The 25,444-nt window shown below is 75.4% G+C and carries 32 protein-coding genes; 10 read left to right on the forward strand and 22 right to left on the reverse strand.

Annotation, left to right across the window (positions count from 1 at the left end; genetic code table 11):
• Nucleotides 1-69: 69 nt before the first annotated feature.
• Nucleotides 70-252: a hypothetical protein gene (locus ACI78V_RS04880; RefSeq protein WP_456849477.1), complete on the reverse strand. Its 183-nt coding sequence runs from the start codon at nucleotides 250-252 to the stop codon at nucleotides 70-72.
• A gap of 59 nt (nucleotides 253-311) precedes the next feature.
• Nucleotides 312-785, reverse strand: a complete 474-nt coding sequence (locus ACI78V_RS04885; RefSeq protein WP_456849479.1) for a cupin domain-containing protein — start codon at nucleotides 783-785, stop codon at nucleotides 312-314.
• Between the two features lie 117 nt (nucleotides 786-902).
• Here ACI78V_RS04885 and ACI78V_RS04890 point away from each other — a divergent pair, with 117 nt between their 5' ends.
• On the forward strand, nucleotides 903-2,030 hold the full coding sequence (locus ACI78V_RS04890) for a diguanylate cyclase domain-containing protein (RefSeq protein WP_456849481.1): 1,128 nt from the start codon (nucleotides 903-905) through the stop codon (nucleotides 2,028-2,030).
• 80 nt (nucleotides 2,031-2,110) lie between these two features.
• The gene (locus tag ACI78V_RS04895) at nucleotides 2,111-3,421 is read left to right on the forward strand and encodes a M24 family metallopeptidase (RefSeq protein ID WP_456849483.1); all 1,311 of its coding nucleotides are present in this window, start codon (nucleotides 2,111-2,113) and stop codon (nucleotides 3,419-3,421) included.
• A 4-nt stretch (nucleotides 3,422-3,425) separates the two neighbouring features.
• On the opposite strand, the gene ACI78V_RS04900 is transcribed toward ACI78V_RS04895, so the two are convergent.
• The 5 genes from ACI78V_RS04900 to ACI78V_RS04920 all read right to left on the reverse strand — a co-directional run bounded on the left by ACI78V_RS04900 (nucleotide 3,426) and on the right by ACI78V_RS04920 (nucleotide 5,971).
• Nucleotides 3,426-3,860: a ChaB family protein gene (locus ACI78V_RS04900; protein ID WP_456849485.1), complete on the reverse strand. Its 435-nt coding sequence runs from the start codon at nucleotides 3,858-3,860 to the stop codon at nucleotides 3,426-3,428.
• Nucleotides 3,861-3,936: 76 nt separating this feature from the next.
• Nucleotides 3,937-4,326 (reverse strand): acyl-CoA thioesterase, encoded by a 390-nt coding sequence (locus tag ACI78V_RS04905; RefSeq protein WP_456849767.1) that lies wholly within the window; start codon nucleotides 4,324-4,326, stop codon nucleotides 3,937-3,939.
• Nucleotides 4,323-4,553, reverse strand: a complete 231-nt coding sequence (locus ACI78V_RS04910) for a hypothetical protein (protein ID WP_456849487.1) — start codon at nucleotides 4,551-4,553, stop codon at nucleotides 4,323-4,325. Before ACI78V_RS04910 ends, ACI78V_RS04905 begins: the two co-directional genes overlap by 4 nt.
• Before the next feature lies 1 nt (nucleotide 4,554).
• A complete protein-coding gene (locus ACI78V_RS04915) occupies nucleotides 4,555-4,812 on the reverse strand; it encodes a DUF2795 domain-containing protein (RefSeq protein WP_456849489.1) in 258 nt (85 codons plus the stop codon).
• Between the two features lie 28 nt (nucleotides 4,813-4,840).
• Nucleotides 4,841-5,971 (reverse strand): baeRF2 domain-containing protein, encoded by a 1,131-nt coding sequence (locus ACI78V_RS04920; RefSeq protein ID WP_456849491.1) that lies wholly within the window; start codon nucleotides 5,969-5,971, stop codon nucleotides 4,841-4,843.
• Between the two features lie 140 nt (nucleotides 5,972-6,111).
• Here ACI78V_RS04920 and ACI78V_RS04925 point away from each other — a divergent pair, with 140 nt between their 5' ends.
• Nucleotides 6,112-6,474 carry a hypothetical protein gene (locus ACI78V_RS04925; protein ID WP_456849493.1) on the forward strand — a complete coding sequence of 121 codons (363 nt, stop codon included), beginning with the start codon at nucleotides 6,112-6,114 and terminating at the stop codon, nucleotides 6,472-6,474.
• A 56-nt stretch (nucleotides 6,475-6,530) separates the two neighbouring features.
• On the opposite strand, the gene ACI78V_RS04930 is transcribed toward ACI78V_RS04925, so the two are convergent.
• The 13 genes from ACI78V_RS04930 to ACI78V_RS04990 form a co-directional block, all read right to left on the reverse strand.
• Nucleotides 6,531-7,418: a type II secretion system F family protein gene (locus tag ACI78V_RS04930; protein ID WP_456849494.1), complete on the reverse strand. Its 888-nt coding sequence runs from the start codon at nucleotides 7,416-7,418 to the stop codon at nucleotides 6,531-6,533.
• The gene (locus ACI78V_RS04935) at nucleotides 7,418-8,359 is read right to left on the reverse strand and encodes a type II secretion system F family protein (RefSeq protein ID WP_456849496.1); all 942 of its coding nucleotides are present in this window, start codon (nucleotides 8,357-8,359) and stop codon (nucleotides 7,418-7,420) included. Before ACI78V_RS04935 ends, ACI78V_RS04930 begins: the two co-directional genes overlap by 1 nt.
• Nucleotides 8,359-9,783 carry a CpaF family protein gene (locus tag ACI78V_RS04940; RefSeq protein ID WP_456849498.1) on the reverse strand — a complete coding sequence of 475 codons (1,425 nt, stop codon included), beginning with the start codon at nucleotides 9,781-9,783 and terminating at the stop codon, nucleotides 8,359-8,361. Before ACI78V_RS04940 ends, ACI78V_RS04935 begins: the two co-directional genes overlap by 1 nt.
• Nucleotides 9,780-10,970 (reverse strand): AAA family ATPase, encoded by a 1,191-nt coding sequence (locus ACI78V_RS04945; RefSeq protein WP_456849500.1) that lies wholly within the window; start codon nucleotides 10,968-10,970, stop codon nucleotides 9,780-9,782. The genes ACI78V_RS04940 and ACI78V_RS04945 overlap by 4 nt, the downstream gene beginning before the upstream one ends.
• Nucleotides 10,971-11,043: 73 nt before the next feature.
• Nucleotides 11,044-11,829 carry a Flp pilus assembly protein CpaB gene (gene cpaB, locus ACI78V_RS04950; protein ID WP_456849501.1) on the reverse strand — a complete coding sequence of 262 codons (786 nt, stop codon included), beginning with the start codon at nucleotides 11,827-11,829 and terminating at the stop codon, nucleotides 11,044-11,046.
• 9 nt (nucleotides 11,830-11,838) lie between these two features.
• Nucleotides 11,839-12,855: a pilus assembly protein TadG-related protein gene (locus tag ACI78V_RS04955; protein WP_456849503.1), complete on the reverse strand. Its 1,017-nt coding sequence runs from the start codon at nucleotides 12,853-12,855 to the stop codon at nucleotides 11,839-11,841.
• Between the two features lie 29 nt (nucleotides 12,856-12,884).
• Nucleotides 12,885-13,280: a TadE/TadG family type IV pilus assembly protein gene (locus tag ACI78V_RS04960; RefSeq protein WP_456849505.1), complete on the reverse strand. Its 396-nt coding sequence runs from the start codon at nucleotides 13,278-13,280 to the stop codon at nucleotides 12,885-12,887.
• Between the two features lie 95 nt (nucleotides 13,281-13,375).
• A complete protein-coding gene (locus ACI78V_RS04965) occupies nucleotides 13,376-13,594 on the reverse strand; it encodes a Flp family type IVb pilin (protein WP_456849507.1) in 219 nt (72 codons plus the stop codon).
• 231 nt (nucleotides 13,595-13,825) lie between these two features.
• Entirely contained in the window at nucleotides 13,826-14,500 is a 675-nt protein-coding gene (locus ACI78V_RS04970; protein WP_456849509.1) for a prepilin peptidase, read from the reverse strand.
• 81 nt (nucleotides 14,501-14,581) lie between these two features.
• On the reverse strand, nucleotides 14,582-15,544 hold the full coding sequence (locus tag ACI78V_RS04975) for an aldo/keto reductase (protein WP_456849511.1): 963 nt from the start codon (nucleotides 15,542-15,544) through the stop codon (nucleotides 14,582-14,584).
• Nucleotides 15,545-15,642: 98 nt separating this feature from the next.
• The gene (locus ACI78V_RS04980; RefSeq protein WP_456849513.1) at nucleotides 15,643-16,638 is read right to left on the reverse strand and encodes an ABC transporter substrate-binding protein; all 996 of its coding nucleotides are present in this window, start codon (nucleotides 16,636-16,638) and stop codon (nucleotides 15,643-15,645) included.
• 46 nt (nucleotides 16,639-16,684) lie between these two features.
• Complete coding sequence (locus ACI78V_RS04985) at nucleotides 16,685-17,881, reverse strand: cytochrome P450 (RefSeq protein ID WP_456849515.1); 1,197 nt, start codon at nucleotides 17,879-17,881, stop codon at nucleotides 16,685-16,687.
• 179 nt (nucleotides 17,882-18,060) lie between these two features.
• Complete coding sequence (locus tag ACI78V_RS04990; protein ID WP_456849517.1) at nucleotides 18,061-18,591, reverse strand: MarR family winged helix-turn-helix transcriptional regulator; 531 nt, start codon at nucleotides 18,589-18,591, stop codon at nucleotides 18,061-18,063.
• Between the two features lie 65 nt (nucleotides 18,592-18,656).
• On the opposite strand from ACI78V_RS04990, the gene dhaL reads away from it, so the two are divergent.
• The 7 genes from dhaL to ACI78V_RS05025 all read left to right on the forward strand — a co-directional run bounded on the left by dhaL (nucleotide 18,657) and on the right by ACI78V_RS05025 (nucleotide 23,745).
• The gene (gene dhaL, locus ACI78V_RS04995) at nucleotides 18,657-20,360 is read left to right on the forward strand and encodes a dihydroxyacetone kinase subunit DhaL (RefSeq protein ID WP_456849519.1); all 1,704 of its coding nucleotides are present in this window, start codon (nucleotides 18,657-18,659) and stop codon (nucleotides 20,358-20,360) included.
• 179 nt (nucleotides 20,361-20,539) lie between these two features.
• A complete protein-coding gene (locus ACI78V_RS05000; RefSeq protein WP_456849520.1) occupies nucleotides 20,540-21,619 on the forward strand; it encodes a sigma-70 family RNA polymerase sigma factor in 1,080 nt (359 codons plus the stop codon).
• Nucleotides 21,616-22,521 (forward strand): STAS domain-containing protein, encoded by a 906-nt coding sequence (locus tag ACI78V_RS05005; protein WP_456849522.1) that lies wholly within the window; start codon nucleotides 21,616-21,618, stop codon nucleotides 22,519-22,521. Before ACI78V_RS05000 ends, ACI78V_RS05005 begins: the two co-directional genes overlap by 4 nt.
• On the forward strand, nucleotides 22,518-22,904 hold the full coding sequence (locus ACI78V_RS05010) for an STAS domain-containing protein (RefSeq protein WP_456849524.1): 387 nt from the start codon (nucleotides 22,518-22,520) through the stop codon (nucleotides 22,902-22,904). Before ACI78V_RS05005 ends, ACI78V_RS05010 begins: the two co-directional genes overlap by 4 nt.
• On the forward strand, nucleotides 22,901-23,185 hold the full coding sequence (locus tag ACI78V_RS05015; protein ID WP_456849525.1) for a phosphatase RsbU N-terminal domain-containing protein: 285 nt from the start codon (nucleotides 22,901-22,903) through the stop codon (nucleotides 23,183-23,185). The genes ACI78V_RS05010 and ACI78V_RS05015 overlap by 4 nt, the downstream gene beginning before the upstream one ends.
• Nucleotides 23,186-23,332: 147 nt before the next feature.
• Nucleotides 23,333-23,605 carry a hypothetical protein gene (locus ACI78V_RS05020; protein ID WP_456849527.1) on the forward strand — a complete coding sequence of 91 codons (273 nt, stop codon included), beginning with the start codon at nucleotides 23,333-23,335 and terminating at the stop codon, nucleotides 23,603-23,605.
• Entirely contained in the window at nucleotides 23,602-23,745 is a 144-nt protein-coding gene (locus ACI78V_RS05025) for a hypothetical protein (protein ID WP_456849529.1), read from the forward strand. Before ACI78V_RS05020 ends, ACI78V_RS05025 begins: the two co-directional genes overlap by 4 nt.
• A 118-nt stretch (nucleotides 23,746-23,863) precedes the next feature.
• Here ACI78V_RS05025 and ACI78V_RS05030 read toward each other — a convergent pair whose 3' ends face one another.
• The gene (locus ACI78V_RS05030; protein WP_456849531.1) at nucleotides 23,864-24,466 is read right to left on the reverse strand and encodes a hypothetical protein; all 603 of its coding nucleotides are present in this window, start codon (nucleotides 24,464-24,466) and stop codon (nucleotides 23,864-23,866) included.
• 229 nt (nucleotides 24,467-24,695) lie between these two features.
• Entirely contained in the window at nucleotides 24,696-25,253 is a 558-nt protein-coding gene (locus ACI78V_RS05035) for a hypothetical protein (protein WP_456849533.1), read from the reverse strand.
• Nucleotides 25,254-25,444: the final 191 nt, after the last annotated feature.

Raw genomic sequence — 25,444 nt, forward strand, 5'->3', positions numbered from 1 at the left:
ATGCCCGGGCGGGCGGGCGGCCCCGCCCCGAGGCCCCGGCGGGGCGTGCGAACGGGGAGGGGCCCTCCCTCAGTCGCCCTCCCAGGCACGGTCCTCGTTGGTCAGCCGCTCCTCGCGCTCGGCCACCGATTGCAGGGCGCGCTCGGCCTCCTCGCGGGTGGCGTACGGGCCGAGCCGGTGCCGCTCCGCGCAGCCGTTCCTGTCCTCGACGGTGTGGTGCTTGAGGCAGTAGAACCACGGTCCCTGCGCCATGTGCGGCCTCCTCACGATCGGCTGGTCGCACCCACCCTGCCACCCGGCGCGGCCTCCGGTCAGACGTCGACCATCACCTGGTCGTGCCGGGCGTAGAACGCGGTCATCTCCTCGGGGGACAGCTGCCGGCCGCTGCGCCGCAGCTCGGCCATCTCCGCGAAGAAGTGCTCCCGGGCGATGCCGGGCGCGAACAGGATGAGGAAGGACACCGGCTCGTCGCCGTCGTTGCGGAAGCCGTGGACGCCGCGCTCGTGGACCAGTGCGAAGTCCCCGGCGGTGTGCGGCCGCCAGGCGCCGCCGGCGTACACCGTGAGCTCCCCGGAGAGGACGAAGAAGGCCTCGGAGAACGTCGAGTGGTAGTGCGGGGCGGCACCCCGGCTGCGCGGCGCGACCGAGTACTCGACCAGGCCGTAGCGACCGGCGGTGACCGACCCGGGCGCGACCATGCGCAGCGCGCTGGTCTCGCCGTTGGCGACCATCGGGTGCTCGGCGAGGGTGCGGACGACGACCAGCCCCGGCTCCGGGTGCGACATGGCGGCCACCCTGGCACCGTGCTCGGGGCGCAGTCCACCGGCCGTCGGCGCACCCGTGGGTGAAACCGGCGACGTCGGGCGATGCGGTCACCACGGCGGGTAGGGCATGCTGGCTGCGTGAGCGGGTGGCGACGCAAGGACACCGACACACCGAGCGGCCTGACCGGTCCCGCGGTGAGCCAGGGTCCGGAGCACCGGGTGGCCGTGATGACCCTCGCCGTCCTCACCTTCCTCGGCGGGCTGGTCGGCTCCGTGGCCCTGCTGGTCGACGGCACGGTGCACCCGGGCACCGCGCGGGTCTGGTACGCCGTCGTGATGCTCACCTGCCTGGGCGTCTCCCTGCCGCTGGCGGTGCGGCAGCGGGCCGGCCCCTGGGCGACCTTCGGCCTGGTGCTCCTGGGCCACGTGGTCTACGTCGTCGCCGTCCTCAGCATCGAGGAGCCCCGGCACGCTCCGCCGCTGCTCCTCCTGTTCCCGTCCTTCGTCGCGGCCTGGTTCCTCGGTCCGTGGATGGTCGGGGTGAGCATGGTGATGACGGTCCTCTCCTGTGCGATCGCGCTGACCCACGCCGGGGACTCCCCGCTGGGGATCGTCCTCCAGCTCGCGATCGCCGCCGGGGTGCTCAACGCCGCGTCGTTCGGCGTCTACGTGCTGCGCCGCCGCGTGCAGCGGCTGCTGGAGGCGACCCAGGCGCTGTCCCACCAGGACCCGCTCACCGGCCTGGCCAACCGCCGGCACCTCGTCGAGCACGCCCCGCGGGTGTGGCGTCAGGCCCGCCGCGAGGGCACCCGGGTGGCGGCCATGGTGCTCGACCTCGACCACTTCAAGCGGCTCAACGACGCCCACGGGCACGCCGCCGGCGACGCCGTGCTGCGCGCGGTCGCCGCCTCGCTGTCGGCCACCGTCCGCCCCACCGACGTGCTGGCCCGCATCGGTGGCGAGGAGCTGGTCGTCCTCGGCCTGGTGAGCGACCCGGCGGAGGCCGGCCAGCTGGCCGAGCGGCTGCGGTCGGCGGTCTCCGCCAGCCGCAGTCCCGCCGGGCACTCGGTCACCGCCTCGATCGGCATCGCGCTGGTCCGGCCGGTCGACGGCGAGGACGCCGTGGCCGCCGCGTGGCGGCTCATCGACCGCGCCGACGGCGCCATGTACGAGGCCAAGCAGGCCGGTCGCGACCGGGTGGCCGCCGTCCTGCCGCGGCAGCGCACCGCCGGGGACCACCTCCCGGCGGCCGGCGAGCCCGCCTGACGGCGGGCCGCGGCGGGGTCGTACAGGAGGCCTCCGGCGTTCGACCGGTGGGGACGCCGGTTCTCTGCTTCCCTGTCCTCATGACCCTCGTCGCGCCGGACCCGACCCGCACGGTGCCGCTGCCGCTGCGCGAGCAGGCCGACGTCCGCGACCGGTGGTTGACCCAGCGGGTGCTGGACCTGCTGCCCGGTCTCATGGACCGGGCCGGCATCGACCTGTGGCTCGTGGTGGGGCGCGAGTACAACGAGGACCCGGTGCTGGCCACGCTGCTGCCGGCGACGTGGCTGTCCGCGCGGCGGCGCACGATCCTGGTGCTGCACCGCAGTGACGACGGCGTCACCGCGGCGGCGGCCTCCCGCTACCCGGTGGGCCAGTTCCTGCCGGCCTGGTCCCCCGAGGACGCCGGGGACCGGCCGGCCGAGCAGGCGCAGTGGGCCGAGGTGCGGCGGATCGTGGAGCAGGCCGGTCCGCGGCGCATCGGGATCGACGTGTCGGCGGACTTCGCGCTGGCCGACGGGCTCTCGCACACCGAGCACCGGCAGCTCACCGAGGCCCTGGGCCCCTACGCCGACCGGCTGGTGTCGGCCGAGGAGCTCGCGGTGAGCTGGCTGGAGACGCGGCTGCCCGAGGAGATCGCTGCGCTGCACGGGCTCAACCGGCTCGTCGGCGACGTCGTCGAGGAGGCGTTCTCCCCCGCCGTCCTCACCGTCGGCGACACCACCGCCACCGACCTCGCCTGGTGGATCCGGCAGCGGCTGACCGACCTCGGCGTCGACCCCTGGTTCCACCCGGTGGTCGACCTGCAGCGGGCCGGCGTGCCCCCGGTCGAGGAGTGCGGCGCCCTGCTGCCCGCCGTCCCCTACGACTCCCCGGTGCGGCCGGGCGACCTCGTGCACTGCGACGTCGGGGCGTCCAGCCTGGGGTTGCGGTCGGACAGCCAGCGGACCGGGTACGTGCTGCGCCCCGGCGAGCGCGACGCCCCGGCCGGGCTGCGCCGGGCGCTGGCCACCGGCACCCGGCTGCAGGACCTCACGACGGCCGAGCTGCTCGTGGGCCGCACCGGCAACGAGGTGCTGGCCGCCACCCGGGCCGCCGCCGCGGTGGAGGGCATCGACGGCGACGTCTACTCCCACCCGGTCGGTTTCCACGGCCACGGCGCCGGCCCGGCGATCGGCCTGTGGGACGACCAGGACGGCGTGCCCGGCGCCGGCGACCGGGTGCTGCACCCCGACACCGTCTACGCCCTGGAGCTCTGCGTGCGGGTGGCGGTGCCGGAGTGGGGTGGCCAGCCGGTGCGCATCGCCCTGGAGGAGGGGATCGCCCTGACCGACGAGGGCGTGACCTACCTCGGCGACCGGCAGACGGAGTTCCTCCTGATCCCCGGCACCTGACCGGTCACCTCCCCTTCTTGCGCGCCTCGGCGGTCTTCTTGCCGTTGGCCTTCTGGATGGCGTCGACGAGTTCCTTCTTCTTCATCTTCGAGCGGCCGGAGACATCCAGCTTCTTCGCCAGCTCGAGCAGGTGGTCCTTGGAGGCGTTGGCGTCGACGCCGCCCTTGGTCGGCCTGTTCGTGTCCCGGCCGCCGGCGGCCTGCGCGTCCGACGGGCCCTTCCTGCCGCCCTCCTTGGCCGCCCAGCGGTCGCCGACCTTCTCGAAGCTGTGCTTGACCGCCGCCCAGGCGGTCTGGGCGGCGCGCTGCTCGTCGTCGTAGGACTCCATGGCCGAGTCGTAGGCCTTGGTGAAGGTCCGCTGCGCCTTCTTCGGGGAACGCTGCAGCGTGCTCGGCAGCTCGTCCTGCTTGGCGGTGCCCTTCTTGGTCGTCTTCGGCATGGCGCTGGCCTACCCCGGGCGCGCCGTCCGATCACACCCGGTGGCACGGCTCGGTGGGGCCGGGAGCGCCACCGGCTCAGGCGGGGGTGAACTGCGACCAGTGGGCCCGCTCGGCGTCGCTCATCGCCCGGCTGGTGTCGGTGCCGAAGTCGAACAGCACCATGACGACGTCGGCCCGGATGGCCACCTCGCCGTCCTGGAACAGCTCCTGGCGGACGGTGACGGACCTGGTGCCGAGCCGGGTGACGGTGCTGCGCACGCACAACCGCTCGCGCACGCGGTAGTACAGCTGGCGGAGGTAGTCGACCTCGAGCCGGGCCAGGATGACGCCGCCGTCCCCCGGCGCCCCCTCGGCCATCGCCAGCCGCGCGTCCTCGATGAGCGACAGGGCGCGCGCGTGGTTGACGTGGCCGAGGGAGTCGGGGTCCGACCAGCGCAGCTGGACCTCGTGCTCGTGGGCGGTCAGGGCAGGTCCGCGGTCTCGGCCGACTGCCGGTGCGCGCCCTGCGCGTCGTCGGGGTCGGTGTGGACCGTCCGCTCCTCGGACTCGGCGAGGATCACCTCGGCGGCGACCTCCTCCATGCCGCTGCCCTGGAGCTCCTCCTCCTCGGGCAGCAGCTGGGACCGGGTGCGGACGTTGCCCTCGGTGACGTTGGCCAGCGCCTCGGGGCTGGGCTCCTTGTTCGTCGTCATGTCAGAAGCGCTCCTGCTCCGTGCCGATGCCCAGCGCGCGGGCGACCTCCTGCACGTTGGCGAACTGCTGCCCCTCGGGCAGCCGGCGCAGGTCGGACAGCACCCGGTCGGGGGTGTTGCCCTCCTGCGCCTTCGCCACCAGCGTGTCGCGGTCGGCGGGCCACACCTCCTTGCCGAGGGCCTCGGCGATCGCCGCGCGGCGTTCGACGTCGGCCTCGGTGGTGCCGGGCGAGGTGGCGGGGGTGTGCGGGTCGGTCATGGGAGCTCCTTCGTCGTCAGGGTGTGGGTCACTGCGCCGACGGCGTGGACTCGTCGGTGTAGCGGAGGATCGCGGCCACCGGGACGTCCTCCGGCATCGCCGCGCGCGGGACCACGACGACGCCGGCGCTGCTGGCGACCGAGGCGGCCAGCAGCGCCCGGTCGGCCGGGACGACGGTGCCGTGGGTGCCGAGGGCGTCCATGTCGTGCTGGTCGACGCCGAGCTCCAGGGGCGAGTTGCCCACCAGCAGCGTCGCCTCGTCGGGCTGGTCGGCCAGGACGAGGGTCTCGACCTGGCCCTTGCGCAGCGCCTCCACGACCGCGGGGGTGCCGGTGACCGCCAGGCCGTGCGCGCCGGCCGACGCGATCTTCTCGACGACGTCCGCCTGCTCGTGCGCGTCGTGCTCGGCGACCAGTTCGGCGGCCCGCCGGTCGACCGGGTCGCGGTCGGCGCCGGCCGCGCGCCCGCCCTCGTCCATGGAGACGATGAGGTCCTTCCACAGGTCGCTGGCGCGGTCGAGGAGGATCTGCCGGGCCCGCATGTCGCCGGCCATGAGGACGAAGCGCGGCGACAGCCGCCGCACCATCGACGCGATGTGCGAGGCCACCTCGTCGGCGTTGTGGACCCACTTGTTCTCGGCGTTGTGCTGGTAGCGGTGGTGCGCCCAGCCGCCGCCCTGGAACTTGCGGATCTGGAAGCTGTCCCCCTCGACCTGCTGTTCCTCGCCCTCCTGGCCGGGCATCCCGACGTAGGTGATGTCGGCACCGACGCGGTCGGTGAGGACGACGATGTGCGGGACCCGGCCCGGCAGCTGGCGCAGGACCGGCAGGAGGTCGGCCTGGGGCGCCCACTCCGCCACCTCCTGCCGCGGCGCGTCGATCAGCGGCTGGTCGAGGACGACGCTGCCGTCGGCCGCGACGACCAGGGCCCGGCCGCGCAGCGTGGCGATCTCCCCGCCGGCGTTGGCCTCGAGCAGCCGGCTGCGGACCGCCTCGACGACCCCCTCCGGCGCGCCCTGCTCGGTGAGCTTCTCCGCGATGGCGCGGACCCGCAGCTCGACCTCGGTGTCGGCGTTCTCGGTGGTGTGCGTGACGTCGGCGCACACGGTGGCGTAGGGCCCGGAGGCGCTGAAGACCGGCTCCAGGAAGGACACGTCCATGGGGTGGGGACCACTCCTCGATCGCAGGCGGAAGAAGGACCGCGGGGCCCTGGCCGGGCACTCCCGCCTCCGCCGCCTACCCACCGACCGTCCCCTCACACCCGGTGTCGGATCCGCAGGGCAGGGGTAGGCGGGCTGCCATGACCGAACACGACCAGCTGCCGCTGCCCGACTACGACCACCTGCCGGTCGACGGCCTCACCTCGCGGATCCGCACGCTGGACGCGACGGGCCTGGAGACGCTGCTGGAGTACGAGCGCGCCCACGCCAACCGGCTGCAGGTGGTGACGATCATGGAGAACCGCCTGAGCTCGCTGCGCGAGGGCGCCCAGCCCTCCGGGGGCGACCCGGCCGCCGCGGCCGTCGACGACCCGGTGCCCGCCACGGCCGGCTCCAAGGTCTCCGAGGCCACCAGCGGCCCGGCGATGAACCCGCCGTCGCAGGGCGACCCCACCAACCCCGCGCAGCCGCGCTCCAGCGGCTCCCACAAGAAGGGCGGCTGACCGCTGCGCGCGGCGCGGTGTGGGAGTGCGGGTCCCCCCGCACTCCCACACCGCGCTCAATCGCTGAACGCGTCCACGATGTCCATCGCCGCGGGGCCGAGCAGGACGATGAACAGCGTCGGCAGGATGCACAGGATCAGCGGGAAGATCACCTTGACCGGGATCTGCATGGCCTTCTCCTCGGCCCGCTGCCGCCGCTTGAGCCGCATCTCCGCCGCCTGGGTGCGCAGCACGTCGGCGATGGAGACGCCGTAGGCGTCGGCCTGGACCACCGCGCGGATGAAGCGGCGCAGGTCGGGCACCGCCGTCCGCTCGGCCAGCGCCAGGTAGGCCTCCCGGCGGGGCTGCCCGACGCCGATGTCCTGCAGGGTCCGTACCAGTTCCTCGGCCAGCGGGCCGCGGCCGTTGCGCCCGGCCCGCGCCATGGCCGACTCGAAACCCAGACCCGCCTCCACCGCTATGGTCATCTGGTCGAGGGTGTCGGCCAGTTCGAGGGCGATCGCCTGCTGCCGCTCCTGACCGCGGCTGTAGAGGAGCAGCTCGGGGACGACGTAGGCCACGCCGGTCACGACGACGGCCAGGAGCACGGTCAGCGGCCCGGGGCGGGCCGTCACCACCAGCAGACCGAGCGCCGCGGCGACGGCGGCGAGCACCAGCTTGGCGGCCACCAGCCGGGGCACCGGCCACTCCGCGGGGCGGCCGGCCGTGGCGGCCAGCCGGTTGAGCCGGGCCACCGTCCCCGCCGGGGTGAGGGCACCGGTCAGCCGTGGCAGCAGCGCCGGGCGCGGTCGGGCGGCGGCCGCACCGGGCAGGTCCAGGCCGCGGGTCAGGTTGGACCGGGCGCGGCCGGCGGCGTCCTGTGGGCGGGCCAGCAGCGCCCAGCCCAGCAGCGGGACGGCGAGGGCGACGGCCAGCGCGGCCGCGAGCACGGGGGTCGGCGGCATCAGAACCGGATCGCCACGGTCTTCTTCAGCCACAGGCCGCCGACGACCAGCAGGACCGCCGCGACGCCCAGCATGAGGTAGCCGGCGAGGCTCTCGGTGAAGGTCGCGAGGTACTCGGGGTTGGCCGTGGCGATGAAGCCGGTGACGCCGAACGGCAGCGCCATGAGCACCACCGCGGACAGCCGGCCCTCGGCCGAGAGGGCCTTGACCTGCCGGCGGATGGCGTTGCGCTCCCGGATGGTGTGCCCGACGGTGTCGAGCACCTCGGCGAGGTTGCCGCCGACCTCGCGGTGGATGGCGATGGCCTGGGCGGTCCACCGGAAGTCGTCGCTGCCCATCCGCTCGGCCACCTCGTCGAGGGCGTCGCCGAGGTCGCGGCCGACGCGCGTCTCGTTCACGATGCGGGCGAACTCCTCCGACGTGGGCGCCGCGGCCTCCAGGGCGACCGCGTCCACCGCGCGCAGCAGGCTGTGCCCGGCCCGCAGGCTGCTGGCCATGAGCTGCAGCGAGTCGTCGAGCTGGTCGGCGAAGGCCGTCCGCCGCCGGGCGGTGCGCACGGCCAGCAGCAGCCGGGCGCCGGCCGGGGCCAGGACCGCCAGGAGGAGGCCCACGAGCACGCCGCCCAGCAGGAGCCCGAGCGCCCCGAGGACGACGGTCGCCAGCCCCACCAGCAGGACGAGGTCCGGCAGCGCGATCGCCAGCCCCGCCCGCTCCAGGGCCGCCGCGCCCGACGCCACCCGGCCGCGGCGGGTCAGGGCCCGCTCGACCGCGGCGCCCGCCGCGGCCGAGGCGCCGGCCAGCGCCGAGGCCGGCGGCGTGACGGAGGGGTCCAGTCGACTCAGCGGCACCCGCGTGGACCCGGCCGGCAGGACGACCAGCGCGACGAGCAGCAGGGCCCCGGTGAGGGCGAGCAGGCCGGCCAGCAGCAGCGCCGGGGACATCAGGCCCACCCCCGCCGCGCCGGCTCCACGACCCCGAACACCCGCGGGGACAGCGTGATGCCGAGCTCGTCGAAGCGGTCGGTGAACCGGGGGCGGATGCCGGTGGCCACCGGCTTGCCGAGGAACCGGCCGCCGGCGTCCACGCCGGCGGAGTAGTCGAAGAGGAAGGCGTCCTGGAGGGTCACCGTCTCCCCCTCCATGCCCTGCACCTCGGTCACGTGGGTGACCCGGCGGGTGCCGTCGCGCAGCCGGGTCAGCTGGACGACGACGTCCACCGCCGAGGCGATCTGCTCCCGGATGGCACGCAGCGGCAGGTCCATGCCGGCCATGAGGACGAGGGTCTCCAGCCGGGCGATGGCGTCGCGCGGGGAGTTGGCGTGCACCGTCGACAGCGAGCCGTCGTGGCCGGTGTTCATCGCCTGCAGCATGTCCAGGCTCTCACCGCCTCGGCACTCCCCCACCACGATGCGGTCCGGCCGCATCCGCAGCGAGTTGCGGACCAGGTCCCGGATGGTGACCGCGCCCCTGCCCTCGATGTTGGGCGGCCGCGACTCGAGCCGGACCACGTGGTCCTGCTGGAGCTGCAGCTCGACGGCGTCCTCGATGGTGACGATCCGCTCGTCCTCGGGGATGAAGGAGGAGAGCACGTTCAGCAGCGTCGTCTTCCCCGTGCCGGTGCCCCCCGAGACGATGATGTTCAGCCGGGCCTCGACGCAGGCATGCAGCAGCTCGGCCATCTCCGGGCTCAGCGTGCCGAAGCCGATGAGGTCGTCCACGCCGAACGGGTCCTTGGCGAACTTCCGGATGGTCAGCGTCGACCCGCTGAACGCCAGCGGCGGGATGATGGCGTTGACCCGGGAGCCGTCGGCCAGCCGGGCGTCCACCAGGGGCGAGGACTCGTCGATGCGGCGCCCCACCCGGGAGACGATGCGGTCGATCACCCGGCGCAGGTGCTCCTCGGAGGTGAACCGGGCACCGGAGCGGACCAGCTTGCCGCCCTGCTCGACGTAGACGTTGTCCGGTCCGTTGCACATGATCTCGGTGACCGTCGGGTCGTCGAGCAGCCGCTGCAGCGGTCCGAACCCGAGCACGTCGTCGGCGAGCTCGGCGGTCAGCCGCTGCCGTTCCTCGGTGCTGAGCGGGACCCGCTCGTCCTCGACCACCTCGTCGAGCTCGCCGAGCACGATGGTGCGCAGCGCCTCCTCGGACAGCGTCGGGTCGTTCATCCGGTTGCCCATGCGCTCGAACAGCGCCTTGGCGACCCGGTCCTTGAGCCTGGTCAGCGCGTCGCCGGGCGGGGTGGGTGGGGACGAGGACAGGGCCGGGGTCACGGGCCGGGGCTGCGGGACGACGGTGGGCGCGGCCGGCACGTCGGCCGGGGCGTGCCGGCCCTGCGCCGCCGCGAGGCGGGAGGCGAGGTTCACGACGCCGCCCGGTGCTTGGCGCGGTAGCGGCCCGGCTTCATCAGCGGGGTCGCGGCGAACCGGGACACCAGCCGGCGCAGCTCCTTGACCGCGGGGTCCTTGCGGCCGCTGGCGAGGATCGGCACGCCCTGGTTGGTCGACGGCGGCACCGCGGCCGAGCGGGGGATGACGACGTCCACCCCGGTGCCGATGGCCGTCTCGACGTCGCGCACCGACAGCCCGCCCTTGGGGTCGGCGAGGTTCATGACCACGTGCCGGCCCGCCGGGATCATGCACAGCTCCCGCAGCACGTCGAGCTCCTTGCGCAGCCCCCGCACGCCCGGGACGTCCATGCTGCTGAGCATGACCACGTCGGTGGCGCGGTCCAGCGCCGCGAGGGTCTGCTCGGACAGTCCGGGCGCGGTGTCGACGACGACGTAGCGGAACTCCCGCGCCAGCGCGGTGAGCAGCCGGGTGACGTCGGCGCCGGTGACCGTGTCGCCGGCGGCCGGCGACTCCGCGCCGCAGACCGCGTACAGCCCGCTCGGGTGCTGGGTGAGGAAGGTCTTGAGGACCATGGTGTCCTCGCTGGCCGGGCCGTGGACGGCGTCCGGCAGCGTGTACTCGGGCAGCAGGCCGAGCGCCGAGGCGACGTCACCGAACTGGACGTCGAGGTCGACCAGCACGGTCGACTGCGGCGCCGCCGCGGTGAGGCCGAGGGCGAGGTTGGACGCGATCGTCGTCTTGCCCACCCCGCCCTTGGGCGAGGCGATGGTGATGACCCGCCCCGTGTAGCGGGCGGTCTCCTCCACCGGTCGCAGCACCCGACGCCGGCCCTCCGCGGCCGAGCCGGCGCGCTCGACGGCGGCACGGATCTCCTCGCTGCCGGCACCGGGCGCCAGCAGGTCGCGGATGCCGGCGCGCATGGCGGCCTGCAGCATCTCGGCCGACGGCTGGGCCAGGAGCACCACGCTGATGCCGGGGCACTGGACGTCGAGCCGCTGGGCCAGCGTGAGCACCTCGTGCGGCGGTGCCAGCGGGCCGATGAGCAGGACGTCGGGGAGCTCGCCGTCGAGCAGCTGCTCGAACAGCCGCGCCGGGTCGCCGGGCAGCCGGCCGGGCGGCAGCACCTGCACGTCGCCGTCGGCGGCGGCGTGCACGCGCGTGGCCAGGTCGTCGTCGGCGGCGGCCAGGACCACGCGGCTCATGCCCGCTCCTCGCCGGCGCTGGTCGCCGGCACCGGCCGGGCCGCTCCGTCCACCGGTGCGGTCGCACGCTCGCTCACTCGGTACCTCCGTAGACGCTGCCGAGGCCGGCGAGCACGTCGCCGTACACGTTGCCCTGGGTGACGATCCTGGTGCCGCCGGAGTCCGCGCCCTCGGGTTCGAGGGCCAGCCACACGCGGCCGTGTTCCATGCCGAAGACGACCAGTTCGGCGTCCCGTGCCGGCACCGCGACCGTCACGACGAGGTCGCCCTCGGGAACGCTGCCCGAGGAGACCGTCTCCGTCCCGCCGTCGGTCGCCTGCGCCGGGGCGCCCTGGACCTGGGTCACCAGGACGCCGTGCAGGGTCGCGTGCGTGGCGCCGATCTTCTTGCCGGCGTCGTTCTCGAGGTCCATGGAGACGTAGACGCCGATCTCGTCCCCCGCCGCGAGCCGGCCCCCGACGGCGCGCTGCGCCTCGAGCCGGATGCTGACCTCGGAGGTGCCCGCGGGCGGCGGGACGGTGCCGGGGACGCCGAGGTCCTCGGGGGCGGCGAACCGGGTGGACAGCAGCTGCTCACCAGGCTGGAGGTCGACCGTGGCGACCTGGCCGGCCAGCGCGGACAGGTCGGTGACGATCCCCTCGGCGGCCGCCTTCGCGGGCAGTTGCTCGGTGCGCACGAGCTCGCCGAGCTGGTCGCCCGGCGTCCCCTCGGGGACCACCTGGTCGACCACGAGCACCTCCACGGTGCGCACCCCGGCCAGGGCGCGGGCGTCGGCACCCCGCACGTAGGTCAGGAGGACCGCGGTGCCGGCGACGGCGAGGACGAGCGCCGCGAGGGCGGCGAGCAGTCGGCGTCTCACGAGTGGCCCCTATCGGATGAGTCGGAGGACCCAGGCGCCCAGCTGGGGGGCATCGGAGTCGTAGTCGAAGGCCTCGCCGAGGTCGACGAAGCGGGTGAAGTAGCCGGTCACGCAGCGCTGGCTGCCGCCGCACGGCTGCGGGCTGGAGCTGAACTGGCCGCCCAGGTGGTAGCCGGTCAGCCGGAAGGCCGCGTAGCCGTAGACGCGGTACCAGGCGTTGTTCCCGGTCCCGCCGAACTGGTCGAAGATCGGCAGCAGGACGGTCCGCCCCACCCACGAGGCGAAGTGGCCGGCGGAGCACTCGCTGGGCGGGGTGTTCCCGGTCGAGGAGTACGAACGTTCCGCGACCGCGCTGGAGGCCCGGCAGTCGCCCGGGTCGCTGACCAGGTACCCGAAGCCCCCCGGGACGATGTTCTCCGACGGCCCGGTGCAGTCCACCGTCTCCGAGGACTTGGTCAGGTAGACGGTGTGCTCGGTGGTGCCCGAGGGCAGCCCGCCTCCCGTCTGCTGCTCGAACTCGCACCAGGAGAAGGCGAGCGGCAGCACGGCGGTGCCCCCGCTGGGGCCGCCCCAGGCCACCGTCGCGGTGGCCGAGACGGTCGTCGCGTCGTGCCCGATCAGCGGTGCGAACCAGTGCTCCTGCGGGGTGCGGCCGGAGACGGTGACCCGGTGCGGGTCCGACGCCAGGACGGGCGGGGCGGCGTCGGCGCCACCGGTGTTGGCGTCGACCATGCTCTGCGCGGTCGCCTGCATGTCGCCGCACGCACCGCGGGCGCAGTCCTGGGCGACGGCGAGCGCGGCGGCGTCGGCCGCGGTCTGCAGCCGGGCCTTCTCCGCGTAGAGGGCGCCGATGTCGACCGCGATCGCGGTGAAGCCGAGCAGGGGCACCAGCAGCAGCGCGATGAGCACCGCCGACGCGCCCCGCTCGTCGGCCAGCCGCCCCCGGACGGTCGTCCGCCCGCCCCGCGGCCCCGTGCCGGCCACCGCCCTGAGCCCGCGACGGGCGGGGAGGACGGGCTCCTCCACCGGGCGGTGGTGGGCAGTGCGGTCCCTCCTCAGCCGTTGCACCGCATGACCCCCGTCCCGGTGAGGTCGACGGTCGCCCCGAAGAAGCCGGTCAGGAACGGCATCGGGTAGTCGATGGTCACGCGCACGTTCGCAGAGCCGGCGCCCGTCATGGGGCAGGCGGCCGGCGTGACGGCGATCTGCGCGTCGGAGATCGCCGGGTCGAGCGTGGGAGCGGCGTCGCGGACGGCGGTGCGCGCCGCGGCCGGGTCGTTCTGCAGGGCCATGACGCGGGCGCCCTCGCGGGCGGCGGCCGAGATCGTCCCCTGCACCTGGAAGGCCCGGCCGAACTCGGCGATGCCGAGGACCAGGACCAGCAGCAGGGGGACGATGAAGGCGAACTCCACCGCGGCCGCGCCGCGCTCGTCGAGCACCCGGTTGCGCACGGTCCCCCACCTCCTCCCTGGTCGTGTGTCCGGCCGGTGTGCCGCGGCGCAGCAGCCCCGGGGGGACGGGGCTGCCGCGCCGCGGCGTGTCGTGGTCAGGGGGCGGGGGTGCTGGCCTCCTCCAGCTCGCCGCCGATGCTGTCGAAGAGGCCGGAGAGCTCGTCGCTGAGGAACATGACCGCACCGATGATGGCGATGGCGATGAGGCCGACCATGAGGCCGTACTCGACGGCGGTGGCGCCCTTCTCCTCGCGCTCCAGGCGGTCCTTGGCCAGGGCGACGAGGGTGACGAGGGTCGCGAGCGGGTTGATCACGGGTACTCCTTGGGGGAACGGAGCCGGCCGGTCCGGATCGGGTGACCCGGCCTCGCGGCTTCGGGACCTCAGTCGGGCAGGAGGCGCGCCGACTTGAGGGGGATGCACCCCGTCGGCCGACACACGCCCCTCCTCGGGGTGAACGCCGCCGGGCGGGGAGCACGCTGGGTGACGGGGACCGCGCGACCCACACGGGACCCGGGCGCCCGCTGTCTGGTGCGTCTCACCCCGTCAGGGAAGGAACGCGGACCAGCCGATCGCCACGGCCGCGCCGGCCAGCATGGCCGGGCCGAAGGGGAGCTCCCCGCGCAGGCCGATCCGCCGCGCGGCGAGCAGGCCGAGCGCCACGACCGCCTGCACGACGAACCCCGTCAGCGCCCCGCCGAGCAGCGGGCCCCAGCCCAGCCAGCCGAGGTGGAGGCCGACGAGTGCGGCCAGCTTCACGTCCCCCATCCCCAGTGCCCCCGGCGAGGCCAGGGCCAGGACGAGGAAGACGGCGAACAGCGCCGCCGCCCCGAGGACGGCGCGCAGCAGGGCCGGCCAGGCGTCGTCCAGCGCGGCCGGCAGCACGAGCAGGGCCGCCCCGGCGGCGAGGGTCGGCAGCACCACCCGGTTCGGCAGCAGGCGGGCCCGCAGGTCGACGACGGCGAGCAGGACCCCGGCGCCGGCCAGGAGGAGGAAGGCCGGCAGCTCCCACGAGAGCCCGAACGCCAGGCCGACCAGCGCGAACAGCAGTGCGGTGCCGACCTCGAGCAGCGGTCGTGGGACGGCGGCCGCGCCCGGGGCGAGGACCTCGCCCAGCCGGACCCCCGCCGGCCACGGGAACCGGCCCGCGGCGCGGTTGGCCAGCAGGCCGACGGGCAGCCCGGCGACGGCGGCGACGAGGACGACGGCGGCGTCACTCACCGGGTCGTCCCTCGCACGCCGGTCACGATGGCACAGCCGGGGCCCCGGCTCCGGGAGCGCCACCTCACCCTGTCGGGGGAGTCACCGCCACGGCAGCCGGCTGCGCTCGGCCCAGTACCGGTGCGGGTCCTGTGGTTCGAGCAGGCTCGAGAGCAGGTCGTCGGCACCGGGGGCGCCGGCCAGGTCCCGTGCCCTCACGTTGGCGGTGAGCTGCTCGACCGACACCGCGCCGCTGAGGACGACGTCGGACCACGGGCGGGTCAGCGCCGCGGCCAGGGCGAGCGCGTCCACGCCCACCCCGTGCTCCCGGGCCGCCTGTGCCAGCCGGCTGCCGGCGGCGACGCCGCGATCGGTGAGCCGGCCGTTGGCCAGGGCCTCCTTGACCACGACGCGCCGCCCGGCCGCGTGCGCCTCGGCCAGTGCCGGGCCCACGGACGGCTCGGCCAGGTTCCAGGTGCTCTGCACGCTGCTGAACAGCGGCCGCCCGTCGACGACGACGTCCAGCGCCCTCCGGACCGCGTCGGCCTGCCCGGGGCCGGACGTCGACAGCCCGACCTCGACGCCGCCGTCGCGGACGCGGGCCAGTTCCGCCAGCACCGCACGGTCGTCCCACAGCGGGCTGTCGAGCGTCAGCGAGTGCACCTGGTACAGGCGCAGCCACGGGCCCAGCAGGCCCCGCGACTCCTCGAGCTGCGCGCGCAGCATGGGCAGGCCGTGGTCCTTGACCTCGTGCCGTACCGCGTCGGGGCGCCAGCCGGCCGTGTAGCGGTACCCCCACTTGCTCGCGACGAACGGCGGCGGCCCGGCCCGGCCACGCAACCACGAGGCCAGGAACTCCTCGGCCAGGCCGTAGGAGCGGGCAGCGTCCACGTAGCGCACGCCCAGCCGCGAGGCGGCGTCGAGCAGCTCGTGCGCCCGGGCCCGGAGCGCGTCCGGTGACCGGTCGGCGGGCAGGTCGGCGTCCCGGCCGGCGGTGATGTAGGCCGGCCGGCCGACGGCGGCCAGCCCCAACCCCAGCTCGGCGCCGTGCGGCGTCCGCTCCATCCGGTGCCCTCCTCGCGGTGCGGACCGATCATGCGACGTGGGGCGGGGACCCGCACCGACGTGCGTGTCCCCGCCCCGGTCGCCCGGCCGGCGGGCGCTCAGCCCTGCTCGTGGTGGGCCAGCAACCCGTCCAGCGCGGCGGCGCCGTCCTCGAGCACACCGTTCTCCTCGGCGACCTGGGCGACCCGCTCCAGCGGCTCGCGGGGCAGGTCGCTGCTGAACCGGGTCAGCACCATGGTCGGGATCAGCGCCGGGTCGATCTGGGTGAAGTTGGGCAGTTCGGCCCGGACCTCGTCGGGGTGCCCGGCGGCGTACTCCATCGACTCCTCGACCGCGGCGGTGAACGCCTCGACCAGCTCGGCGTCCTCCTGGGTCCTCTGCTCCGTCGTCACGTACAGCGCGGTGATGAAGTCGGGGTCGGTCTCGACGAACTGCGAGGCGACCAGGCGGTTGCCCTGGGCCTTGGCGACGCCGAGGAAGGGCTCGCTGGTGGCGATCGCGTCGACCTGGCCGGCCGCCATGGCACCGGCCATGTCCTGCAGCGGCAGCTCCACGAACTCCACCGATTCCGGGTCCGCGCCGGCCGCCTCGACCGCCGCCCGGGTGGTCAGCTCGTGCAGGCCGAGCAGCGCGTTGACCGCCACCCGGCGCCCGGCCAGGTCACCGGCGTCCTGGATGTCGCTGGCCTCCGGCACGAGGACCCCACCGTGGTCGGCGCCCTCCTCGCCGGTCGACCGGCCGCCCTCGGCGACGGCGGCCAGGGGCAGCCCCTCGTCGCGGGCCTGCAGCAGGGTGACGACGTTGGCGTAGACGAAGTCGTAGGAGTCGTTCATGAGCCCGGGCACGAGCGCGGCGCCCCCGGTGCCGAACTGGATGTCGAGCTCGATGCCGCGGTCGGCGAAGAAGCCCTGGGCCTCGCCGACGTAGAGCGAGGCGACGTCGACGACCGGGACGACGCCGACGGTGACCGTCTGCAGCTCGCCGCTGCTCGGGCTGGCGGCGCTGTCCGCGGTGTCGCCGTCCCCGCCACAGGCGGACAGGGTGAGCGTGGCTACGGCCAGGCCGGCCAGCAGCGTGCGCGTGGGGGTTCTCATGTCGTACCTCCGTTGGTCGACGAGGGGTCGGGTGGTGCGGGGACGGTCAGGCGGCGTGGGCACGGACGGGCAGCGACTGCAGTCCGCGCAGCCAGTTGTTGGCGATCAGCCGGGGCTCGCCGGTGAGCTCGAGGCGCTCGACCCGGCGGGCCAGCGCGGCGAGCAGGCACTCGGCCTCGAGCCGGGCGATGAGCGAGCCGACACAGCCGTGGACGCCGGTGCCGAACGCCAGGTGACCGGTGGCCCGGCGGGTGATCCGGAAGGCGTCCGGGTCCTCCCACCGGCGGGGGTCGCGGTTGGCCGCGCCGAGGAACAGCAGCACCTTCTCGTCGGCCCCCAGCGGGATCCCGCCGAGCTCGACCGGGACGTTCGTCGTCCGCCCGATGATCGGGCTCGGGGCGGTGTGGCGCAGCCCCTCGTCGAAGGCGAAGCGGGCCAGCGTGGGGTTCTCCCGCAGCAGCTGCCACTGGTCGGGGTTCTCGATCAGCGACCGCAGGGTCAGCCCGATGCCGTAGATCGTGGTGTCGACGCCGGCGGACAGGATCGAGCGGACCATCATCGCGGCCTCGTGCTCGGTGACCTCCCCGGTGTCGGCGGCGGCGAAGATGTCCGCGGCCAGCCCGTCGGGCCGCAGCGCCTCCCGCCGCATCTGCCAGGCCACGTAGGCGGGCGAGTCGCCGGCCAGCTCCACGGCCTCCTCGTAGAGGTCGTTGCGCGGCCCCATGGCCTGGAAGTTGAGGTTCGAGTACGGCAGCAGGTGCCGGCGCCCCTCCGGCACGAAGCCGACGGCGTCGGGCAGCACCGTGAGGGGGAAGGCCTGCGCGAGGTCGGTGGCGGCGTCGAACTCGCCGCGGTCGACCAGCTCGTCGACCAGCCGCTCGGCGGTCGCCGCGAAGTCCGCGCGCAGCCGCCGGACGGCGGCGGGGCCGAGCACCCGGGTCATGACCGCCCGGCGGGGGGTGTGGTCCGGGGGGTCGGCCTCCAGCAGCACGCTGGGCTCGCGCCAGTTCTCGGCCCGGCGGGTGTTGGTCACCCCCGTGCCCGCGGTGGAGGTGAACCGCTCCCAGTCCTTGAACACCTGCTCCACCAGGTCGTGCCGCCCGGTCGCCCACAGCTGGTGGGCGGGCAGCCACACGACGGGCGCGGTCTCGCGGATCAGGGTGTCGACGCGCAGGGGCTCGGCCAGGGACTCCCGGCTGAAGGGGTCGACGTCCACGACGGGCCGTCCGGCGGTGCTGGTCATGACTGGGCTCCAGGGGCGTGACCGAGGTAACGAGTTGCTATATCAACTCGGGGTAGTGGACAGTCCCGGGGACGCCCTGTCAAGCTCGCGCAGCGTCGTGGTTGCAATGTCAACTCCGGCGGCGCAGCGACCGCGACGACCCCGACCGAGGAGGACCGATGCCGCCGGCGTCCCGTCGGTCACCGCTCCGGGGAGGGCTCCAGGGGTCCGTCCTCGAAGGCGGCGTCCGCGTCCCCGACCGGCGCGTCGGCCGCCTCGGAGATGTTGTCGTGCATGCGGCGGAGGAAGTCGCGCAGCTGGCCCAGCTCCTCGTCCGAGAAGCCACGCAGCATCCACCGCTCCCGCTCCAGGGCCAGGGGCAGCAGCTGGTCGTGGAGGGCCACGCCGTCTGCGGTCAGGTAGAGCCGGCGCTGGCCGTCGGCCCGCTCGATCGTCACCAGACCCCGCTCGGTCAGGCCGGCCACGCTGCGCGAGACCACCGACTTGTTGAGCCCGAGCACCGTGCACACCTCCCCAGCGGTCGCGCCGGGGTGGTTGCCGAGCGCCGAGACGACCCGCCAGTCGTTCACGCCCACGCCGAAGCGGCGCATGTACTGGAACGTCGAACCCCACGACAGGGCGTTGGAGACCAGGGACAGGTACGCGGGGGTGTACGCCTCGCGGTCGATGGTCACCGGCAGCTTCTCGCGGTGTGGCTGCGACCCGCTCACGTCGGCTCCCTCCCCGTCGTCTCCGTGCGCTCCCCCGTTCCCGAGTCCGTCGAGGAGACCATCCCATGAGCAAGCTGATCAACGAGCCCCGGACCGTCGTCGCCGAGGCCCTCGACGGCCTCACCGGGGCGGTGGCCGGCACCTCGCGCCTCGCCGGCTGGACGACGGCGGTGCGCAGCGACGTCGCCGCGGTGCGCGACGCCGGGCAGGTCGCCGTGGTGTCGGGCGGCGGCGCCGGCCACGAGCCCGCGCACGCCGGCTACGTGGGGGCCGGGATGCTGACCGCGGCGGTGGCCGGCGAGGTGTTCACCTCGCCGTCGGTGGACGCCGTGCTGGCCGCCGTCCGGGCCGTGGCGTCGCCGGCCGGAGTGCTGCTCGTCGCGAAGAACTACACCGGGGACCGGCTGAACTTCGGCCTGGCCGCGGAGCTCGCGCGGGCTGAGGGCACACCGGTCGAGGTGGTCGTGGTGGCCGACGACGTCGCCCTGGCGGCCAGCGTGGGTGCCGGGCGCCGCGGGATCGCCGGCACGGTCCTGGTGCACAAGGTCGCCGGCGCCGCGGCGGAGGCCGGCCTGCCGCTGGCGGAGGTGGCGGCCCGCGCCCGGGCCGCGGCCGACGCGGTGCGGACGATGGGGGTCGCCCTGTCGGCGTGCACCGTGCCCGGCGCCGACCGGCCGTCGTTCGAGCTGGCCGACGACGAGATCGAGTGGGGGCTGGGCATCCACGGCGAGGCCGGGGTCGAGCGCACCCCGGCCCGCTCCGCCGACGAGATCGCCGCCGGGCTGCTCGACCGGATCGTCGCCGACGGCGGCCACGGCGAGGGCACCCGCGTCGCCCTGCTGGTCAACGGGCTGGGGGCGACCCCGCCCCTCGAGCTGGACCTCATGGCCCGGGCGGCGCTGGCCGACCTGCGTCGCCGCGGGCTGGTCGTGGAGCGCGTCTGGGTCGGCAGCTTCCTCACCGCGCTGGACATGGCCGGCTGCTCGCTGAGCCTGTTGCCGGTCGACGACGACGTCCTGGCCGCCCTGGACGCCCCGACCACCGCACCGGCGTGGTCCGCGCACGGGGGCACCCCTCCGGCCGAGCCCGGCACCGTCGAGGTGCCGGAGACCGGCGTCCCCGCGGCGGGCGGCGAGCTGGGCCCCGGTGATCCGCTGCGGCGCGCGCTGGAGGCGGTGGCGACCCGGCTGCTGGAGGCCGAGGAGGAGCTGACCGACCTCGACCGGGAGGTCGGGGACGGCGACATGGGCACCAGCCTGGCGCGCGGCGCGCGGCAGCTGCTGGAGGACGTGGCCACCTACCCCGGTCAGGACGGGCCCGCCGCGGTGCTGCGGGCGGCGTCGGCGAGCGTCCGCCGGTCGGTGGGCGGCACCTCGGGGCCGTTGTACGCGGCGATGCTGATGCGCGCCGCGGCGACGCTGCCCGACGACGGCCCCGCCGGCGCCGCGGAGTGGTCGGCGGCGTTCACCGCGGCCGTGGACGGCGTGCAGGAGATCGGCGGCGCGGAGCCCGGTGACCGCACGATGGTCGACGCGCTGCGCCCCGCGGCCGACGCCCTCGCCCGCGGCGTGGCCGACGGGCCGGCTCCTCTGGAGGCGCTGCGCCGGGCGGTGACGGCGGCGCAGGAGGGCACCCGGGCGACGGCGGGGGTGCAGGCGAGGCTGGGCCGGTCCAGCTACCTCGGGGCCCGGGCGGTGGGTCACCCCGACCCGGGTGCGCACGCCGTCACGCTCTGGCTGGCCGCCCTCGCCGACACCCTCGACGGCTGAGGGCCGGGGCCGCTCGGTGCACTCGGTGCAGCCCCGCACGCGACCTCCCCGACCAGGTGAGGGCCCCCGCCGCCGTCCCGCCCGGCATGCGCCGCCGGCGGTGGCGTCCGGGCAGCGAGGGACCGGGACCGTGCCCCGCCGGCGCGCCGGACCGCTGCTCCGGGGGTACCGTCCGGCGGATGACGGCCGTCGGGCCGGTGGGCTCCCCGGATGAGGGCTGCGGGTCTCCGGACGTCGCGGCGCTGATCCCGCTCGTCCGCCGGGTCGTCGCCTCCAGGGTGCCGGACCAGGCGACCGCCGACGACCTGGTGCAGGAGACCCTGGCCCGGGTGCTGGCCGCGGCGGGGCGGATCGAGCCCGGGATGCTCGAGCCCTACGCGATCGTCACGGCGCGCAACGTCGTCGCCTCCATGTGGCGCGACCAGGACCGGCAGCGGCGGCACCAGCACCGCGTCGTCGACCTCCGGCCACCGCCGGCGCCGGACGAGGACCTCCTCGCCGGGGAGGACCGCGCCGCCGTCGCCGAGGCGCTGACCCGGTTGTCCGAGCGGGAGCGGACGACGCTGCTCGCGCACGAGGTCGACGGCCGGGACACCCGCTCCCTGGCCGTCGAGCTCGGGTCCACCGCCGGGGCCGTCGCCGCGCAGCTCAACCGGGCCCGCGCCCGGCTGCGCGTGGAGTACCTGCTGGTGTCCGAGCGGGTCGAGCCGCCCACCGAGCGCTGCCGGCCGGTGCTGCTGGCCCTCTCCAGCGGTGAGCGTCGCCGCCAGCGCGAGGTGGACGCCGCCCGCCACCTGCTCGAGTGCGCCGTGTGCGCCCGGCTGTCCACGCCGCTCATGGAGCGGGGACGCTCGCGGGACGACGCCGTGCGGGTCGTCGTCCGCGCCGACGCCGACATCGTCGCCGCCCGCCAGGCCGCCCGGGAGCTGGCCACGCGGCTGGGGTTCTCCCCCACCGACATCACGCTGATCGCCACCGCGGTGTCCGAGGTGGCCCGCAACATCGTGCGCTTCGCCGACTCCGGGGAGGTCGTGGTGGCGGAGGTGGAGGAGCCGCGCTGCGGCATCTCCATCGTGGCCCGCGACGCGGGCCCGGGAATCCCCGACGTCGACCAGGCCCTGCAGGACGGCTACAGCACCTACCAGGGGCTCGGCCTGGGGTTGCCCGGCGCCCGGCGGCTGATGGACGAGTTCGCGGTGGTCTCCGAGACCGGCCGCGGCACGACGGTGACCATGACCAAGTGGCGGGGAGAGGCATGACCCGGAACGAGAACCCGACGGTGACCGCGGCTCCGGTGGACGGTCGCCACCCCGACCAGGAGGGCCTGCTCCCCCAGCTGGTCGCACACCTGCGCGAGCACCGGACGCGGCTGCGCCAGGAGTGGGCCCGGCGCATCCAGGAGGCGCACCTGCTGCAGGCGATGACCTCGCAGGAGATGAGCGCGGAGACCACGCTGGTCTACGACAACTACGTCGAGGTGCTGGAGACCGGCAGCGTGGAGGCGCTGCAGCACTACGCCCGCGACCTGTCCGAGCGGATCATCCCGCGCGGCGTGGAGACCCACGAGGTCGTCGGGATCGTGCTGCTGCTGCGCGACGTCCTGGCCCGCTCGCTGTTCGAGAAGTACCAGCGGGACTTCTCCCTGCTCAACCGGGTGCTCGACGCCTACGAGCCGGCCGCCAACCGGATCGCCAACACCGTCGCGGTCAGCTTCGTCGAGGAGCGCGAGCGGGTCATCCGGCAGCAGCAGGACTCCATCCGGGAGCTGTCGACGCCGGTGCTGCCGGTGCGGGAACGGCTGCTCATCCTGCCGATCATCGGGGTGCTGGACCGGGAGCGGGCGCGGCAGCTGACCGTCCAGCTGCTCAGCGGGATCCGCACCCACCGCGCCAAGGTGGTCGTCGTCGACATCACCGGGGTCCCGGACGTCGACGAGTCCGTGGCCAACCACCTGGTGCGGACCGTCGACGCCTCCCGGCTGATGGGGGCCAGCGTGATCATCACCGGCCTGTCGCCGGAGATCGCCCAGACCCTGGTCACCATCGGGGTCGACCTGTCGAAGATGAACACCATCGGTGACCTCCAGGGCGGGCTGGAGGAGGCCGAGCGGCTGCTGGGGTACACCGTGGCCCGCGGTGAGAACGGGTCCGGTGGGCCGTGACAGCCCCGCGGCTGTTCTCGATCCTGCGGCAGGGCCCCTACCTGATCGCCTCGGTGCACACGGCCCTCGACGACTCGCAGCTCGTGCGGTTCCAGCGGGACCTGGTCGAGCGGATCGGCGCCGACCGGGCCCGCGGCGTCGTCATCGACGTGGCCGCGCTGGACGTCCTGGACTCCTTCGGGTCGCGCACGCTGCGCGACATCGCCGAGATGGCCCGGCTGCGCGGCGCCCTGACGGTGATCGTCGGCATCCAGCCCGACGTCGCGTACGCGATGGTGGAGCTCGGCATGGACACCGGCACGGTCACCACCGCGCTGGACCTGGAGGAGGGCCTGGCCGAGCTGGACCGGCGCCTCGCGGCATCGCCGGTGCCCGGGACGTGACGGCACAGGAGGACCTCCTCCGCGACTACCGGGCCGCGTTCCTGCGCTTCCTGGCCCGCCGGGAGGAGGCCGTGCTGACCGCCGGGTACCAGCTCGGCCGGACCGCGCTCGCCGCCGACCGCAGCCTGCTCGACGTCGTCCACGTGCACCACGTCGTCCTGGCGGAGGTGCTGCGGGACGGCCCGGCCGACGAGGTGCCGCAGGTCGCGCGCGCGGCGTCGGACTTCCTGGTCGAGGTGCTGGCCAGCTACGACATGGCCCGCCGCGGCCGCTCCTCCTGAGCTCCGCGTCATCCGCCGGCCCCGGGCGCGTCTTCCTCGGTGACAGCCGACCCCGACCGCGAGGAGGTGGCGACCGTGACCGCTGGCGGCGCCGTCCGACCCACCAGCCCGCCCGCGGCGTCCGCAGGCCGAGCGGCGGGGCGACCCGTGCCCCCGGCAGCCCCGCCGGTCCGGCTGTCGCCCCGCTCGCGTCAGGAGATCGTGGAGCTGCTGCGCCGGCTGGCCGTCTACGTGGAGACCGCGGCGGTGCTCGACCAGCGGGCCGCCAGGTGCACCAGCCCGCACCTCGCGGCGGTCCTGCGCCAGCGCGCCGAGACCCGCCGCCGGACGGCGGAGCGGGTGCGGGCCGATCTCGCCGCGCAGGGGGTCGTCACCGTCCTCCGCCGGCCCGATCCGGCCGCCGGACCGGTGCAGTCGTGACCGCGACGGTCTGGGTCCTGCTCGCCTGGCTCCTGGTCACCGTCACGGCCGCCGTCCAGTACCACCGCGCGCTGACCCCGCCCGAGGAACCGACCCCGGACCCGTGCGGGCCGGAAGCGCCCCGTCCCGGCCGCTGGTGACGGCACCGGCTCCCGCTGCAGCCGGGCCTGGGGCCCGACGGCGCGTCGGAGCCGGCCGTCGGGCCCGGCGTCCATGGGCTACCCGGCCGGACCGCGGTCCGGGTTGCGCCCGGCGCGGTCACGGCTGCGCCCGGCACCACTCCTGCAGCGCCTCCCGGGCGTCCCGCCACTGGTCGGCGTCGCTCTCGTCGAGGGTCACGCGGGTGGCGAGGCCGTCGTGCAGGACCGTGACGGCGGCCATCGCCGGTGCGGCCGCCGCGGGCAGCCCCCCGCCGACCCGGTTCGCGGCCTCCTGCGCCCGCCGCCACGCCGTCCGCATCTCCGCGGCGGCGGCCGCGCGGTTCCCGCCGCCACCGCCCTCGGCCAGCGCCGCGACCTCGTAGCGGGCCACCGCGTCGGTGAGCGCGTCGACCACGTCGGCACAGGCCACGGCCGTCGGCGAGACGGTGACCGAGGCCTCGCGGGCGGCCTCCTCCGACTCGGCCGCCGCGACGGCCCCGGGATCGGGCGCCGGGTCCGGTGGCGCGGGGTCCGGTGGCGCGGGGTCCGGTGGCGCCGGGTCCGGAGGAGCCGGGTCCGGTGGCGCCGGGTCCGGTGGCGCGGCGTCGGCCGTCGCCGGGCTCGTGCCGGCGGCGGGGCTCGCCGTGGGGTCCTCGGCGCTGCAGCCGCACAGGACCAGGACGGCGAGCGCCGACCCCACCAGCGGTCCGCGACTGCGCACACCCCACCGTGCCACCGCTGGGGGGTCCGCGCAGCAGGTGGACGACCCCCCGCGGGCGCTCCCGTCGCGCCGTCACCGAACGGCGGGGCGGTGCCCACGGCCACGACACCGCGCGGCCCGGCGTACGGCGGAGCCGGCGGGGTCCGCGCGGCGGCGGGTCCGGAGCGGGTCCCCGCGCGCCGCCTGCGCGGGGACCCCTGGCGTGGGCTCCGGTCGGGACCCGCCCGCCCTACAGGAGCAGTTCGGCCACCAGACCGGCGAGCGGCTTGCCGAGGGAGCCCCACCAGTTCGGGCTGCTGGTCCAGCCGACGTCGGCGACCCCGGGATGGCGGTCCAGGTGCACGAGGAAGTCCGCCGTCGGCCTGACGGCGACGTTGAGCAGCGCGACGGGCGTGCCGGTCGGGATGGGCTCGCCCTTCTCGCCGGTCGGCCCCCAGATGCGCCACTCCGGCCGCTGCGCCCCGCTCCACTTGAGGTTGATGCCGGCGGTGCGCTCCGCGTAGTGGAGGAAGGCGTCGCCGCCGCCGATGCCGAGCGAGACCGCCTCACCCGTGAGGACGTCGCGCTCCCTGCCGTCGGGCAGGCGGAGGTGCACCTTCCGCTCCTGGGGGTTGCTCGTGAAGGCGAGGTTGATCCCCGCCGGCTGCTCCCCGTACGTCAGGTAGGACCCGGTCGACCGGCAGAGGAGGTTGTAGCCGCTGTGCGCGGTGTAGGAGTTCTGCGCCCTCAGGTTGCCCGGCTTGCCGCCGAACTGCCAGATCAGGACCGGGGCGGGGATCGCGGTCATCTCGGTACCTCTCGTCGGGATCGTGGACTCGCGCCGGGCCCGGGAGGCCGGCGGGGAACGGGGTTCCACCCGGTACGGCGTGACGAGCCGTTCCACGCCGTTCCACGCCGGCGACGAGCCCTCCCGCGGTATCACCGTGGGGTCCGGGGGCCTCTGTCCCTCCGGAGCGGCGGTCACGGAGCAACCGGGGG

It is taken from the genome of Geodermatophilus sp. SYSU D00742, assembly GCF_054049935.1.